The sequence below is a fragment of the Porphyromonas sp. COT-290 OH860 genome (assembly GCF_000768935.1).
Lineage (GTDB): Bacteria > Bacteroidota > Bacteroidia > Bacteroidales > Porphyromonadaceae > Porphyromonas.
On sequence record NZ_JRAR01000006.1, the window covers coordinates 1 to 16,982 of the forward strand.

Annotated in this window: 11 protein-coding genes; all 11 read left to right on the forward strand. The window is 48.9% G+C overall.

Annotated elements, in window-relative coordinates:
- Positions 1-201: 201 nt before the first annotated feature.
- The 11 genes from HQ41_RS09820 to HQ41_RS00980 all read left to right on the forward strand — a co-directional run bounded on the left by HQ41_RS09820 (position 202) and on the right by HQ41_RS00980 (position 16,446).
- Complete coding sequence (locus HQ41_RS09820; RefSeq protein ID WP_044186673.1) at positions 202-1,680, forward strand: NAD(P)-dependent oxidoreductase; 1,479 nt, start codon at positions 202-204, stop codon at positions 1,678-1,680.
- Between the two features lie 8 nt (positions 1,681-1,688).
- Complete coding sequence (priA, locus tag HQ41_RS00935) at positions 1,689-4,202, forward strand: primosomal protein N' (RefSeq protein ID WP_044186675.1); 2,514 nt, start codon at positions 1,689-1,691, stop codon at positions 4,200-4,202.
- Between the two features lie 741 nt (positions 4,203-4,943).
- Positions 4,944-5,816 carry a YitT family protein gene (locus HQ41_RS00940; RefSeq protein ID WP_044186678.1) on the forward strand — a complete coding sequence of 291 codons (873 nt, stop codon included), beginning with the start codon at positions 4,944-4,946 and terminating at the stop codon, positions 5,814-5,816.
- Positions 5,817-5,837: 21 nt separating this feature from the next.
- Entirely contained in the window at positions 5,838-6,521 is a 684-nt protein-coding gene (locus tag HQ41_RS00945) for a peptidylprolyl isomerase (RefSeq protein WP_044186680.1), read from the forward strand.
- Positions 6,522-6,527: 6 nt separating this feature from the next.
- Positions 6,528-7,913 (forward strand): MATE family efflux transporter, encoded by a 1,386-nt coding sequence (locus tag HQ41_RS00950; RefSeq protein WP_044186682.1) that lies wholly within the window; start codon positions 6,528-6,530, stop codon positions 7,911-7,913.
- A gap of 156 nt (positions 7,914-8,069) precedes the next feature.
- Positions 8,070-9,347, forward strand: coding sequence for an amidohydrolase (locus HQ41_RS00955; protein ID WP_044186715.1), 1,278 nt, complete (start codon positions 8,070-8,072; stop codon positions 9,345-9,347).
- A 15-nt stretch (positions 9,348-9,362) separates the two neighbouring features.
- The gene (gene ruvX, locus HQ41_RS00960) at positions 9,363-9,806 is read left to right on the forward strand and encodes a Holliday junction resolvase RuvX (RefSeq protein ID WP_044186684.1); all 444 of its coding nucleotides are present in this window, start codon (positions 9,363-9,365) and stop codon (positions 9,804-9,806) included.
- A gap of 39 nt (positions 9,807-9,845) precedes the next feature.
- Positions 9,846-10,412, forward strand: a complete 567-nt coding sequence (gene def, locus HQ41_RS00965; RefSeq protein ID WP_044186686.1) for a peptide deformylase — start codon at positions 9,846-9,848, stop codon at positions 10,410-10,412.
- 49 nt (positions 10,413-10,461) lie between these two features.
- The gene (gene folD / locus HQ41_RS00970; protein WP_044186688.1) at positions 10,462-11,346 is read left to right on the forward strand and encodes a bifunctional methylenetetrahydrofolate dehydrogenase/methenyltetrahydrofolate cyclohydrolase FolD; all 885 of its coding nucleotides are present in this window, start codon (positions 10,462-10,464) and stop codon (positions 11,344-11,346) included.
- Entirely contained in the window at positions 11,346-12,620 is a 1,275-nt protein-coding gene (locus tag HQ41_RS00975) for an MFS transporter (protein WP_044186690.1), read from the forward strand. Before folD ends, HQ41_RS00975 begins: the two co-directional genes overlap by 1 nt.
- A gap of 352 nt (positions 12,621-12,972) precedes the next feature.
- The gene (locus HQ41_RS00980; RefSeq protein WP_152567291.1) at positions 12,973-16,446 is read left to right on the forward strand and encodes a hypothetical protein; all 3,474 of its coding nucleotides are present in this window, start codon (positions 12,973-12,975) and stop codon (positions 16,444-16,446) included.
- Positions 16,447-16,982: the final 536 nt, after the last annotated feature.

Genomic DNA, 16,982 nt, shown 5'->3' on the forward strand with positions numbered 1-16,982 from the left:
ATGTCGATACAGTTAATTACATATTAAAGATAGTAATAATCAGGGATATACACAACGTTTCTAGCCGAAAAGAGGCAAAATACCGTGCAACGGTCTCCGAAGACTCTTCTTGAGGAAAGTATCGGCAAAAATAATCGTACATGCATATTCTATGTATATTTGTTTCGGTTTATTTCGAATGAACAAAACGGTATTGGATGTATGACATCACAAGAACTCATTAAGCAAAGACGGACAGAGGAGTGGCGCAATCAGCTCCGTCGCTCCATTCCCAACAAAGAGCGTATGGCGCTCGAGCGCACAGAGCAGTCTAAGCGTACCCAAGATCTAAACTTAGCCTCATTATATGTAGAGGACATCATCAACTATAGCCATGAAGAAGCCCTGCAAGAAGCTAGGCGATGCCTAGACTGCCCCAACCCGGGCTGTATGGCTGCATGCCCAGCAGGTATCCATATCCCCAGTTTCATCAAAGAGCTAGAGCGCGGCAATCTGCCTGCCAGCTGGCGCATACTCCGAGAGAGCAGCACACTATCTGCCATCTGCTCTAGGGTTTGCCCACACGAAAAGCAGTGCGAGGGCGGCTGTATCTACCCCGTGAGCCTCAAGAAGCGTGCTGTGTCGATCGGTGCTCTGGAGCGCTATGTAGCCACGGAGGAACAAAAGAACAGAGAGCAGTGGCATACGCTACAGCCCACAGCCTCAGCAAATGGCCACAAAGTCGCCTTAGTGGGTGCTGGGCCTGCGAGCTTTGCGGCTGCTCACGATCTCGCTCTGCTGGGCTATGAGGTTACAATGTTTGATGCGGCAGATGAGCCGGGAGGTGTGATGCGCAGCGGTATCCCTCGCTTCCGTCTACCTGCTGAGGTAATTGATGACGAGGTGACACGCCTCAAAAGCTATGGAGTACGCCTAGAGCTAGGTGTGACGGTGGGGCGTGATGTGAGCCTCGAAGCACTCAAGGCTCAGGGCTACGAAGCCTTTTTTCTCGGCACAGGTGCTTGTATCTCCAATGTGATGGGTGTCCCCGGCGAAGACCTCCCCGGAGTATGGCTAGCGGGCGACTATCTATCTCGTGCCAATCTGCTAGATGATCCTCAAAAAGCGGAAGAAGCTCTCGCCGACCTCAAGGGTAAACGAGTAGCAGTAATAGGCGGAGGGAACACTGCAATGGACGCCGTACGCACCGCCGTACGGCTAGGTGCTGAGCGTGCTATGGTCATCTACCGCAGAAGCCGTGACGAGATGCCTGCTACCAACGAAGAAATAGAACACGCTCTAGCCGAGGGTGTAGAACTAGTACCGCTACATCAGGTCAAGGCCTACCACGCAGGAGCTGACGGACGAGTAGCACGTATGGAGCTACACTGCATGGAGCTAACCGAGCCAGACGAAAGTGGAAGACGTAGACCTGTGGCTACGGGCAAAACTATAGAGATGGAGGTAGACCTAGTGGTCGTGTGCGTAGGCGTTTCGCAAGACCCCTTACTCCCTCAAGTACTAAAAGGACTCGAGACCAAGTGGGACGTACAGATCGTCGTGAACGACGACTACCAGACCTCTCTGCAAGGTATCTATGCTGGGGGGGACGTGATCAGAGGGGGAGCGACCGTAGTACAAGCCATGCGAGATGGTCGCAGAGCGGCCTCGGCCATACACCAAGCACTAAGCCATCACTAAGCCTCAAGATGTATGCCGAGCTGATACTCCCTCTCGCCCTCTCTGGTCAGTACCATTATCGAGTACCAGAGCAAGGCATATTCGCCGAGCAGCAACTGCTCTCGGGTATGAGAGTGGTAGTATCATTCGGGGCGAAGCGCTTCTACACCGGCATCGTGCGGCGCCTATCGCCTACTCCTCCCGAGGGAGTAGATGAGCGCCACATCAAACCTATCGAGAGCATTCTCGACCAGAAGCCTCTGGTTACAGAGGCAGAGTTCGCCCTATGGGAGTGGGTGGCACACTACTACCACGCCTCCCTTGGGCAGGTTATGCGCCTTGCATTGCCTACTGGGCTACTCCCCGAGAGCCAAACACTCGTGACGCTCTGCCCCGAATACCAATCCGACCGCCCACTCGAGCCCAAAGCGCTTGAGCTACTTGATGCCCTAGCACAAACCAAAGGACAAACTCTGACCATGGAGCAGCTAAGGCATCGCTTGGGCTACGATTGCTCTCGGGTATTCGATCTGCTGTACAACCTAGGTGCCGTACAGACAGAGGAGAGGCTAAAAACTCGCTACAAGCCAAGAGTAAAGGTCTACGTAGCCCTATCTACAGACTATCGTAGCACAGACGCCCTCTCTCGTGCCGAGGAGCTACTCTCTCGTGCGCCCAAACAGCTAGAAATGCTGGGGCGATGGCTAATTCTTGCCGAGGAGAGAGGTATAGGGTTAGAGGGCTGTATCGCACGAGAGGAGCTAGCCCAACACAACCCCAGAGATCTCATACTCATTAGAGCATTGGTAGGTAGGGGTATATTCGTCCTACAACATCTTGCCGAGAGCCGCATAGCTCCACACGAAGATCCGCCTTCTATAACCGAGATAGGCAAAGCCGAGGAGCTTACCCATCCTGTGAGCCTAGTCTATACACGCTATAGCCGAGAGCGAGAGGAGCAGATCATCGGCCAAGTAGCTCAAAAAATCCGAGAGGGATATCAAGTGCTACTGCTCAGCCCATCGGCTGCATCATTCCCTGCACAAGCTCAGTTCATATCTGAGCTCACTAGAGCTGCACTCGGCAAAATCTATCATTACCACCCCCTGATCAACGAAGCCAAACGAACAGAGCTGTATCTACATCTCACGAGCAGTGAGGAGGCATGTCTAGTAATGGGGACAAGGCAAGCCATCTTCTTGCCGATGCGTCGCTTGGGCCTAATCATTGTAGATCAAGAGCAAGAATATCTGTACAAACAGCAGCACTCCGCCCCACTCTTCCACGCTCGTGATGTAGCGCTCTGGCTCGGCCACAAACACAGCATACCTATTTTGCTCTCTAGCGAAACGCCTTCGGCTGAGGCCATCTTCAACGTGCTGCGTGGCAAGTATGCTCTTCTAGCCCAAAGTCAGCCCGAGGCCACTGAGCAGCCACACGCACTCGCTTTTGACCTCAAGACGATTGATCTCGTGGAGCAGCGAGAGCAGGGACGTATGCCCTATGGGGCTAGTATCTCTCCTGCACTACGAGAAGCGATGGAGGGGGCCTTGAGGGCAGGCAAACGCATCTTGCTACTACAAAATAGGCGAGGCTATGCCCCGTATGCACTCTGTGATGCCTGCGGAGGGCGAATTGGGTGCCCACACTGCGATGTTAGCCTAGCCTACCACAGCTCCCAGCGCTGTATGCAGTGCCACTACTGTGGCTACGAGCAACCTCTTCCTGTGGCGTGCCCAAGCTGTGGTACACGCTCGGTAGTCTATCGCCGAACCGAGAGGCCTGCCCTACGCTTAGTTGGTTATGGCGTAGAGCGAGTAGAGGAAGAGATTAAGGAGCTATTTGACCAAGCCGAGGTCCTACGAATAGATAGCGAGAGTCTACAGAGCAATAAGCGCATTCAGGAGCTACACCAGAGGATAGAGGCTGGCAATGTCGATATCATCGTCGGTACTCAGCTCATCAAGGGGCAGCCTATCTGGGACAATATCGGTCTAATAGCTGTGGTACAGCTGGACACCATACTCGCCTACCCCGACTTCCGCTCGGAGGAAAGAGCCTACCAACTTCTGATGCAACTACTGCTACACACGAGCGAAGCCTCGGGCGGAGAGAGTTCCTGCCAACTACTCCTACAAACCGCCCGCCCTGAACACCCCTTCATCGAGATGCTCAAGCGAAGGGATTACAAGAGCTTCATCAAACAACAGCTATCCCTGCGCCAGATGCTGCGCTTTGCTCCATTCTGGCGTATGACCTACATTCGCCTAAAAGGGACAGACGAATCGGTTGTCGAGAGCATCGCTCAGGCTTTTGCCGAGCTTCTGATACAGCGCTTGGGAGCAGACCGAGTAAGTGATGCGCAGGAACCCTCTGTCGCACGTATTGACAACCAGCATATCAGAGAGATTGTCTGCCGAAGACCCTTCTCCGAGAGTTTCCACCACGAGCGAGAGGCCTTCACCGCTGCAGAGCAGGAGCTAACGAGCCTCTACCCACTTGCCAAACGTGTCCGCATCATCTTCGATATCGACCCCCTCTAGCGCCATCTCCCCCTAAAAACAGCTCACCCGACAGGACAAAACCCACCATATCCCATTGCTTCGCCTAGCGAAAACAATGGTAAAGGTTATTTCTCCACACCCAATCAACTTGATTTTAGGCCTTCATTCCTCGACTTTTTAGTTAAGGAATGTAAAGGAATTATGCTTAGATTTTAGAAAGTATAGGGGCTGTTTATAAAGGTTCGCAAGGCAATTCGGGGAGATTGATGGGAAGTTCTTTTCGGATTGGTGGGCTAATCCTCCAAGATATGTCCACAAATCCAAATAGATCGATGGGAAGAAACCCTATATTTTTCGCCTCAAGGAGATAAAACCTCAGAAAACATACATCTAAACACCTGACTATAAACAAACTGCAAGACGAGCGTTTTGAGAGCGTTTTTGCGCCGAGTTGGGGCGTAGGTGCCCAAACGAGTCTGGACGCAACCTAGAGGCCGCTAGAGGGCAAATACAAAGCCAGAGGCCTCTCACCTAGAAACCCTCAATCTTGGTCTAAACCGAAAGAAAATCGTTATAAAATGTAAATCAACTCTACCACAATTCTCCCCTAAAAAGAGGTAGTTTAATACGCCAAAAACAACTAATTGAGTGTGCATGGAGGAGCGTCTTGACGAGGGTTGTGGAGAAAATAAATTTTGACATCGCTCCACATCACTTTTACTCAACAAAAAGTATTTATATTTGCTTAGTCACGCTCGTCGTAATGTAACTCTAATTCGTATGAAACAGAATGTTTCACAACACCTTAAAGACCTAGGACTTATCGTCGTAGGCTCTTTTATCATGGCCATAGCCTATGCCCTTTTCATCGCTCCGTCCTCGATCGTCCCGGGAGGTGTATATGGGCTGAGTATCATCATCAATCACTTGAGCAAAGGCATCTGGGAGAGTGCTCCCAACGGTCTGCTGATCGGGGCTGTGGCACTCTGCTTCAATATCCCCCTCTTCTTCCTTGCGGCTCGTCAGCTAGGGCGCTTCTCTGCCTACAAGACGGCTATTACCTTTGTGCTGATCGCCTTCTTTACCGATCTAATTACCCAGTTTAGTGGAGGCAAACCGCTCGTTGAGGACGAACCTCTACTCTCGAGTTTCTACGGCGGAGCGATACTAGGCTTCAGCGTCTATCTCATCTTTTTGGCTCAAAGTACCTGCGCAGGTACCGACACGTTGGCTCGTGTGCTGGCACGCAAGATGAATGTCAAGCTCAGTAGTCTGATTATCATCATCGACTCCATCATAGTACTACTGGGGCTAATCACTTTTGGAGATTGGCGTGTACCACTATACTCATGGATTACTATCTTTGTCTACGGCAAGGTCGTCGATATCCTACAACCTACGAACCCGCACAAGTCGGTCTTCATCATCTCCGATCGCCCTACCGAACTTAGGGATATGTTGGTCAAGAAGGGTATTCGTGGCACTCTGCTACACGGCAGAGGTATGTATCAGGGGCTAGAGCGTGAGGTCATCTTCATCATCACCGAGCGCAAGCACCTACCTGCCCTCAAGCGAGATGTGCTAGGGCTAGACCCAAGAGCCTTCATCACTACGGCAGACGCGAGCAACGACACCACGCCAGAGCTTATATAAACTCAAGACTAAGATTGATCTATGAAGCGTATGCTACTCCTTCTGCTCCTCTGTATGCTCGTCCACAACCAAGGACTATGGGCACAAGAGGAGCGTACCCAAGTGCTTGTAGAGACAAGCAAAGGCAAGCTCGTACTCGAGCTCTACAACGAGACCCCTAAGCATAGGGACAACTTCTTGCGCATGGTAGAGAGCAAGGCCTACGATGGCGTTGTCTTTCATCGTGTGATCCGAGAGTTCGTCGTGCAGGGAGGCAACCTAAATTCCAAAGGCCTAGGTCGAGAACAGGAACTCCCAGACGACTCCATCTCTGGAGTAATACCAGCGGAGATCATGACAGATCTATTTGTACATGAGAGGGGGGCGCTAGCTGCGGCTCGTCAGTCCGATGAAGTCAATCCGGGTCGTGTGTCCTCGGCATCTCAATTCTACATCGTTACGGGCAAGTACCACACAGCTTTTGACCTAGAGGAAATCATGAGTCAAAACGGCATCAAATACACCGAGGCTCAGAAGGAGGGCTATATGATGCGTGGTGGCACACCATCTCTCGATGGGGCTTACACTGTTTTCGGTAGGCTGATTGAGGGCTGGAAGGTAATCGACAAGATACAACGAGTAGAAACGGACGAGGTAGATAGACCGATCAAGGACATCGTCATCAAGAGTATGAGTATCTATATCCCCAAGAAAAAGAAAAAATAAGTCCATTTGAAGCTCTTTAGCTCATCGCCCAAACCCTATCGGGAGCTCCTACACATCGGCTTGCCTATCATTCTCGGGCAGGTCGGTGCGATTTTTGTGAGCTTTGCCGACAACATTATGGTGGGGCACTACGACACCGATGCTTTTGCATCAGCCTCCTTTGTCAATAATCTCTTTGCCCTAATCTTCGTCCTAGGTATGGGCTTCTCCTATGGGCTAACTCCACTAGTTACCACAGCCTACACTCTACGCAAGTACCACAAAGCAGGTGCTCTGCTCATGCATAGCCTCCTATTGAACCTAGTATTAGCTTTGGTGCTCTCAGGGGTTATGCTCGCCATTTACTTCAATCTAGAAGCATTCGACTTACCAGAACATCTACACCCGATCGTCAGGCCCTACTTCCTACTACAGATAGGGTCGTTTGTATTGTATATGTTCCTCAGCGCCTTCAAACAGTTTTTCGATGGCGCAGGCTACACCTCTGTGGGCATGTGGATCATCCTTATCTCCAATGCCCTCAATGTTTTGGGCAATTGGCTACTCATATACGGCGAACTAGGGCTACCAGAGCTGGGGCTACTAGGGGCAGGTATCGCCACGCTAGCCTCTCGGGTCTTCGTTCTCGTAGCTTTCGTCCTCTACTTCTACCGCAGGCAGGCATTTCGCTCCAGCTGGCATGGCTTCCTCTCGGGGCGCTACTGCCCACGCAATCTCTCTAGGCTAGCTCGTCTAGGTAGCTCTGTGGGCATGTACTCGGGCGTAGAGGCTACGTCGTTTACGATAGCTCTGCTCTTCGTTACCCGACTAGGCGTTATTCCTCTAGCAGTACATCAGATACTCTGCGTGGTAACGACAATTGGGTTCCTCATCTATTATGGCCTCGGAGCTGCTACGACTATTTTAGTCAGTCGCTTCAGGACTATCGGGGACTTTGTCGGGGTGCGTATGGCTACTAGAGTTGGCCTAGAGCTCTCCCTCGTCGTAGCGGTGTTTGCTATGGCTGTGATGCTACTCGGGCGCCACTATATCGGCTATATCTTTACCAAAGACGAGGAGATGATTGCTATGGTATCGGTAGCCTTGATCCCTGTAATCCTCTATCAAGTCGGCGACGCCATGCAGGTAATCTACGCCAACGCCCTCAGAGGCATGGAAGATGTAGGCTACTTAGCCTTCTTTGCCACGCTCATTCACCTTGGTCTAGAGCCTATCTTGAGCTATATATTTGGCTTTCGACTCCCTCTGCTGAGTACTACGCTCCAGCTCGTAGGAGTATGGTCTGCCTTCCCTATCGGTCTGCTCGCTCTAGGGCTTCTACTACGCTATCGCTTCGGCCGTATCGTGGCTATTGAGCAAGCTGCGCAGGCTAAGCAGGTTTTGGACAAATGAGCCTAAATGACGAACTTTGGCGGAAACATATTATAACATAGTATTATGAAAGAATTAATCAGGAATGCGTATCAGCAAGACACAAGCCACCAGATAGATCTGGAGGTAGAGGACAGTCGCACGATCCGCTTTCCTCAAAATATCAGACCCAAGGTAATGGACAATATACTCATACAGAATGCCTATCACGAGGGCAAACAAGTTGATCTACTCATCGAAGGTAACCGAATAGCTCGCATAGCCCCTGCCAAAACGATCGAAGGCAAGGCCGATACCTATTTCATCGATGCCACAGGCAAGGCCGTGATACCCGGATTGATCAACACCCATACCCATGCGGCTATGACACTACATAGAGGCTATGGTGATGACCTCCCCTTGATGACATGGCTCGAGGACTACATCTGGCCCGTAGAGGCTCAAATGACCGAGCATGACGTCTACATAGGTGCCAAGCTAGCATGCCTAGAGATGATCAAGACTGGGACCACCTGCTTCCTAGATATGTATATGCACCCCAAGCAAACAGCTCGAGCAGCTGAGGAAATGGGCCTAAGGGCTATGATCTCCTACACCCTATTTGACCAAGGCAATACCGAGCGAGCAGCACTAGACCGTAAGCGCAGTAGCGAATATCTAGAGTACTTCTCCACGCTGAGCGACCGCATCACATTCAACCTAGGGCCTCACGCCATCTATACAGTCAGTGGCGAGCAACTCCAGTTCTGCCACGAATTTGCACAGAAGCACAACGTCAAGATACATCTACACCTATCAGAAACCAAGGGAGAAGTGGACGAATGCGTTAAGCTACATGGTACTACGCCAGTGCGCTATCTAGAGCGCCTAGGTATTCTTAGCCCCAATCTAATCTTGGCTCATGTGGTCTGGGTCGATGACGAAGAGATGGATCTGCTCGCCAAGTATGGCGTAAGTGTGGTACACAACCCTGCGTCTAATATGAAACTCGCCTCTGGCTATGGCTTCAAATATGAGGAGATGAAGCGCCGAGGCATCAAGCTCGGCTTAGGGACAGACGGCTGTAGCTCGTCCAATAACCTAGATATGTTCCACGCTATGCGCCTAGCCTCTCTCCTTGGCAAGGTTTGGCGATTTGATAGTACAGCCGTTAGCGCACAAGACATATTCCTATCCTCTACCTCTATTGGTGCCGATATCCTCGGACTAGATGCAGGGCGTATCGAGGAGGGGCGCCTAGCAGACCTCTGCCTCGTAGACCTCAACCGCCCAGAGATGACGCCACTCAACAATCTAGTATCGAACCTCGTCTACTCTGCCTCGGGTAGTACGGTCGATACCGTGATCGTAGACGGACGAGTACTCATGGAAGGTGGCAAGGTCGAGGGTGAAGACACTATCATGGCAGAAGCGAGAGCTGTAGCCGAGCGTATCATTCCAAAGGACAAGGGGTAAGGATACTCCGATACTATGGCAAGGATTTTAGCTATTGATTATGGTCGCAAGCGTTGTGGCTTAGCTGTGACTGATGTACTACAGATTACCCCCGGCGGTCTAGCTACAGTTAGGACGCACGAGCTTGTTGCGTACCTACAAAGCTATCTGTCTCGTGAAGCTGTGGAGCGTATTCTAGTGGGGCATCCTCGACAAATGAACCATCAGGAGTCCGAGTCGATGACCTATATTCGTCCATTCGTCGCACAGCTAGAGAAACTCTTCCCCTCTGTAGCGATAGAGCTAGTAGATGAGCGGTTTACCTCTACCCTCGCCCAGCGGACGATCAGAGAGGCAGGCATTGGCAAGATACGCAGACAGGCAGACAAAGGACTAGTGGACGAGATAAGTGCTGTGATCATACTGCAGAGCTATTTGGCATCACGAGACGGCCTTGGTACTATCCACCTGCCAGACTAATGCGTCCCTATAACTTAAACAAACTAACTACTCAGAAATATGAAACTACCAGTTTACCTATACGGGCACCCCGTCTTGCGAGAGATGGGGGCTGATATTACCCCAGACTACCCCAAGCTACGCGAGCTGATTGAGAATATGTGGGAAACCATGTACCACTCCGAGGGGATTGGCCTAGCCGCTCCTCAGATTGGTCTAGCTATTCGCCTCTTCGTGATCGATGCCGATCCTATGGCTGATAGCTTCCCCGAGTGCAAAGGCTTCAAGCGTGTTTTTATCAATGCGCACATCGTGGAATCTTCGCCAGAGAAGATCACAGAAACAGAGGGCTGTCTGAGTATCCCCGGTATCCATGAGGACGTCGTACGACCCGAGAGCATTACCATAGAGTATGTCAATGAACAATTTGAGCCACAGCGAGAGGTATTCACAGGCTTTGCTGCTCGTGTTATCCAACATGAGTACGACCATATAGATGGTGTCTTATTTATCGACCATATCTCCGCCATTCGCAAACAACTCATCAGAGCTAAGCTCATGAACATCGCCAAGGGCAAGGTCAATCCCGGCTACCGTGTCGTAGCAGCCCCCCAGAAAAGGAAATAACCTCTCTAGAAGGAATGCGATTAATCACATATACAACTCATCAATAATAATGGATAATAAAACGTACAAGCTACTTGATGGCAAAGCAACGAGCGCTGCCATCAAGCAAGAGATCGCAGCAGAGGTAGCCAAGATGGTCGCCTCGGGCAAACCTGCACCACATCTGGTGGCTATCCTCGTCGGCCACGACGGTGGTAGCGAAACCTACGTTGCCTCTAAGATGAAGACCTGCGAGGAAGTTGGCTTTCGATCATCGCTCATTCGCTACGAAGGAGATGTAACAGAGCAAACACTATTGGCCGAGATCAATCGCCTCAACCAAGACCAAGATGTCACGGGGTTCATCGTACAGCTACCTCTACCCAAGCATATTGATGAACAAAAAATCATCGAGGCTGTAGATCCTCGCAAGGATGTCGATGGATTTCACCCTATCAATGTCGGCCGTATGAGCATCGGTCTACCTTGCTTCGTGTCGGCCACTCCCAAAGGTATTCTAGAGCTCCTACGCCGAAACGAGATAGAAACTAGAGGTAAGCACTGTGTAGTCCTTGGACGTAGCAATATCGTTGGCAAGCCCATGGCACAGCTATTGCTCCACAAGGCCAATCCGGGGGACTGTACCGTGACAGTCTGCCACAGCCGCACACCCAACATCAAGGAACTCTGCCTGCAAGCCGACATCATCGTAGCAGCCCTTGGGGTACCGGAGTTTCTCAAAGCGGACATGGTTAAGCCCGGCGCTGTGATTGTAGACGTAGGGACAACACGTGTGCCAGACCCTTCTCGCAAGAGTGGCTTCCGTCTTATAGGCGATGTGTGCTTCGACGAAGTCGCTCCACTAGCCTCTGCTATCACTCCTGTACCGGGAGGTGTGGGACCTATGACCATTGTATCTCTAATGCTTAATACTCTACAAGCGGCCAAACAATAATGAAGCAGACAAATAATACCGTTCAGAAGGCTAACCCAATCAAGTGGGTGCCTTCTGTGTATTTCGGGATGGGGCTACCTTTTGTAGCCCTATCAATCGTTTCGGTGCTGATGTTTAAGGATCTTGGCATCGGCAATGAGGATATTACATACTGGACTTCTCTCTTAATTTTACCTTGGTCACTCAAGCCCATTTTTAGCTTAGTGATGGAGATATTTGGAACCAAGCGTCAGTATCTCATCATCACAGAGATGGTGTCCGCTCTGATGTTTGGGCTTATTTGCTTTGCTCTACCTCTGCCTAGTTTCTTCGCCATAAGCCTAGCCTTGATGGGAGTGCTTGCCGTCAGTGGCTCCACGCACGACATCGCAGGGGACGGCATCTATATGCAAGAGCTTAGTGCCAAGCAGCAAGGAGAGTATGTCGGTTGGCAGGGAGCCTTCTACAACCTAGCCAAGATCCTTACCAATGGAGGTCTGGTCTATCTGGCTGGTATGCTCTCCAAGACCATGGGGCTACAGACGGCTTGGATGATCATCATGGCTATCTGTGCCGCTATTATGTTTGCCCTAGCGGTATATCACTTCTTTGTACTCCCCAAGGAAGCTACCTCAACCAAAGGAAAGAGCTTCTCCGAGGGCATGAAGGATCTGCTAGAGGTCATTACCTCGTTCTTTACGAAGAAGTATATCTGGCTCTACCTTGTCTTCATCTTCCTATATCGCCTAGCTGAGGGACTAGCCATGAAGGTCGCCCCTCTCTTCCTAAAAGACGGTGTCGAGGTCGGAGGGATAGGACTGAGCAACGAAACATATGGTCTTATATATGGTACAGCGGGAACCATTGCATTCATTCTTGGCTCTATCCTATCGGGATATTACATCTCGCATTTTGGGCTCAAGCGTGTACTTTCTTCTCTTGTGCTCATCTTTAATGTGCCTTTTGTGGTCTACCTTATCCTAGCCATTTACCAGCCAAGCAATCTCTGGTGGGTAGGCACAGGTATCGTGTTTGAGTACTTCAGCTACGGATTCGGTTTCGTCGGCATCACATTGTTTATGATGCAACAAATCGCCCCCGGGAAGTATCAGATGGCTCACTACGCTTTCGCCAATAGCTTAATGAATTTAAGTGTTATGGTACCGGGCATGCTTAGTGGTAAACTCAGCACTATGCTAGGATACGAAGGCTTCTTCGGAGTGGTCATGGTAGCCACGATTCCAGTTATTCTACTGTCATTCTTCTTGCCATTTGCCCACAAAGAGGACAAATAGCGAGATGAATACTAACTAGATTAATCACCAATATATTAAGTCTTTTCCCATATAGAGTTTTTTGTTCGTTGTACTGTTGATATGATGTAGTTAGCTTATTTTTCGTGCAGACTGTTGCGTATACAAAGATTGTTCTATATCTTTGCTCCGTGTATCAAGAGATGCATCGTCACATTGTGAGCAAAAGAGATTTGCTGGGCTCCTTGGGTTGCTAGACGTTGAGTAGAAGACCTTTCTTCTCTCTCGGCCTTGCAGTTTATTTTGGACTCAGCCTAAACAAAAAAGAGATAGACAACTTTGAAAAAAGAGATTAACAGCATGTTAAATATTCACTACTAATTTATCAACTACAATGAACAAAAGATTTCTAAAAGCTTTGGTTCTAGGGACAATGACCTTCGGTGCGGTAGCATCGTTCGTAGGCTGTAAGGACTACGATAAGGACATCCAAGACATCAATGTACGTATTGATGGCCTATCTAAGGACTCAAAGCAAGAGCTCGATAAGCTAAAGAGCTCTCTTGATGCCGCAGTGAAGAGCGCGCAGGCCAAGGCAGACAAAGCTGAAGCTGATGCCAAGGCTGCCCATGAAGCTGCACAAAAAGGTACGGCCGAAGCAAAGACCGAGGCCATCAACAAGATCAACGAAGCTAAGGCTGAGATTCAGGATCTTATTTCCAAGTGTGCTACCAAGGAAGACCTCAAGGGAGTTATCGAAAAACTTGAGAAGCTGGCCACTAAAGAAGAAATTAAAAACTTCGCCTCAAAGGAAGATCTAGGCAAGCTACAAGACAACCTTAAGAAAGTAGAGGCCGCACTTGACAAGCTCAGCAAGAACACTCCCAAAAAGGAAGACTTCGATGCCCTCAAGTCTGGACACCAAGGACTAAAGAAAGAGTTCGAAGATTTCAAGGAGAAGTACGAGAAATTCAAAAACGAGGACTACGAAGAGTTCAAACTCTTAATGAACCTCAACATTGATCTACTAGTAAAACAGATAGCAAGTATCCAAAAGGAGCTGAAGGTCGTAGCCGAACTTAAGAGCAAAGTAGCAGAACTTGAACAATCACTTACCCTACTCACTGGTAAAGTAAATGGTATCGATACCAAACTGACCGAGTCAGTTACGAAGCTCGAACAGCTCGTTGAAACGACCAAAACGGAACTCATTACAGCGCTTGAAGAAAAGGCTAAAACTCTCAAGGATGAGATTGATGCTCTCGCTGGTCGTATAGATGCTTTAGAAACAAAGGCTGAACAGAACAGACTTGATATTGAAGCCAACAAGGGCAATATTGAGGAGAACAAAAAAGCTATTGGGGAGAACAAAAAAGCTATTGAGCAAAACGCGAAGGATATCGATTGGCTCAAAAAACGTATCACTGCTTTCATAGGCAAGCACAATCTGACCTCAGCAGTGATAGTTCCTGAAGCTTCTTACAAGGGATGGCCTGCTATTGAGTGGGAAAAGTATCCCAATACATTCCGCGAAGTGAAGCCTAATCAGACCAATGGTGATGTTTATCATGGTGAAGCCTTCCGCTATGTTATAGACGAGCCAGAAACTGTTACCGTTAAGATCCGTCTTAATCCTGCGACATTTGATATCAATCAGCTTGGCGATATCAGCATTGTAGATGCTAAGATCAAGGAGCTTAGGAATATATCTATCTGGAAGGACGGAGAAGCAGCCTTGCCCACCGTCAAGTCTGTAGAGGCAGGCAACGACAACGGAAGCCCTTATGTCAAGGTTACGCTAAGCGACTACCGTGTAGGTAGCGATGTTGATGCAGCTGCTGGGGACAAGATTCATCTCATTCAATTTGCGATCAAGACGAAGGGCAACAATGAGCTTGAGATCCCAGCATCTGAGATCCGTACGAATTGGGTGGCTCTACACTCAACTGTAAACAATGAGGCTCAGCCTTACATCTACTTCGACCCTGCTGGCAAGGGTATTCAAGAGACATACGAGCCTACTGATCAGCTTCTACCACGCCAGCGCTCAGTAGTAGAGGAAACGGCAGACCTACCTGCTCACACGCTAGAAGTACCTTATGACAAGACTACTGACTTGATGAGTTATGTGCAAGCTTATCTGACCAAGAATGCAAGTGCCTCTCGTATCCTCAAAAAGCAGCCTAACGAACTCACCTATGAGTTTGAGATGCCTACAGAGGCTTACAATCGTGATGGTGGCGTTGCAGGCACTGTTATCAATCAGCAGCGCTATGGTAAGATTACCGAGTCTGGAGTGTTCACACCAAGCTACGATGGCAAGGATTTCACTGCCGTAACTCAAGGCAAGACACCTCTTGTACGTATCAAGCTCAGAATGGCTGGTCATCTTGTTGCACTTGCGTACATCAAGCTGAAGATCGTTGAGGACGCTAAGCCTCAGGTGGCTGATATGTTCTTCAAGTATTGGGAAAGTGTAACACCTCCTCAAGATGGTCCATACAAGACTGTATTCGAAACAATCTACATCAAGGGAGCAAAGGATCCTAAAGCGAAGTTTGTTTCTCTACCAGATTGGAATAACCGTAATATCCTAGCCAAGATCGACGAAAATGACAAAGGCATGGGTATCAACAATTTCAACACAATCTATGAGTTTGCTGGAGGTGTAACAAGCGCAGAGGACAATCTAGATGTTATCGCAGGTCATTCTGGAATGTCAGTTTCCAAGCTACTTACTGGCGACGAGATCAAGGTTTCTTGGACAATCAATGGCGGAACACTAGTTGGTGTGAATGCCAATACGTTTGTACTCTCTCACGAAGCTGAGTGCTTGGCTCCTGGCGAATATCGTACAGCCGTTAAGTTTGTTCAGCGTCCAGATCGTCTAACAAAGAGACTTCCTAAGAAGGTTTATGTAATCTTCAAGGTTAAGGTGATTGACGAAACTACTCCATCTATCGAGGCTCTTGCTAAGGAGTTTGATAGCTACAAACTGTCAGCTCTCTGGTTGCCTAACAATACCGTTCAGGTGAAGGGTGTTCAAGTGAACAACAACATGGGTTATGTACCTATCATCGACACGAGAAATATCTTCAAGCCCGATGGACTGGCTAACTTCTTCCAGAATATCGCCAACAAGGCGAAGCACTACCAAGAAGTATATGGTGCAGGTGCTGTAGATATTAGCTTCGTAAATCCTCAGGATGCCGAACACTTCGAGATTGCAATACTCTCTGACGGCTACAATGTACAGGTAACTCGTAATCCCGGTGCAGATCATCGTCTTAAGAAACTTACCGATGTTGCTATCAAGTACACGCTTCAGCCAGAGCCTAACACTTGTGACAACACTAGGGATATTGAGATCTGCCGTATCAATTTCCGCTTCAACCATGCGATTGATATCAAGTGGGGAGTAGGTAACCTATTCAACACAGAATTCAAGCGATTCAAGGATGGTGAACTTCAGATTCACGACAATCGTCAGCAAGTGGAGGTAGAGCTCGGCAATATCTACAAGCTAGTAGAGCTAGAAAAGCCAGACAACATCTTGTGGGAGCAGCTACACCGTAAGTCTGGTGAACAGATCCTTGGTAAAGATCTAGAGATCAGCTATAAGATTGTAGGCAATAGTGTAATCAACGATTACGTTACCAATGGTATTCTTTCACTTGGTCCAGCTGGCAAGAAGCTAATCTGGAACAACAACACAACTTCAGGTGCACTCCAAGCTCCTATCAAGTTCAACGTTGCGCTGAAGATAATCTACGGTGACAAGCAAGGTAATGTAGACAAGGGACGCTACGAGTACGATCAGATGATCCCTGTACAGATTATGCCTACTTCTATCTGGAACAAGAATTAGTCTTCCTGAGGATTAAATTCTCAGAAATATAAACTCCCATTGGGGCGGCTCTCACTAAAGGGTCGCCCCAATGTTGTTTTCTACCCTTACACCATAAGCCATGGAGCTGGGGGTTTCTACACTTTTGTAAAAAACACACAAATCAATCGCTCCGAGATCTCGTAAGGAGAGTAACCTTATTGGAGAGTCTTCAGGTGACTCTATTGAAAATTGATGGGAAGACTTTTTAAGATTAGTGGACTAATCCCTTGCGATGTGTCCACTAATCCTCAAAGATTGATGGGAAGAAATACTTCAAAATCCGACACGAACAAATAAATCCACCTAGAGATCCAATATAAAAATTTGATTATCAATACCTTGGCAAACTATCGTTTTAGACAGTTGGCTTCACTAGACTGGGGCTAAGTACTTAAACAAGTATGAACGCAATCTAGAGCCTGCTAGGGGGCAAATACGAGGTCTTCCCTCTTTCGTCCAATCGCCTCCTCTTTTTCCCACCAATATTCTGAAATCTGATCTAAATGCTAAAAATC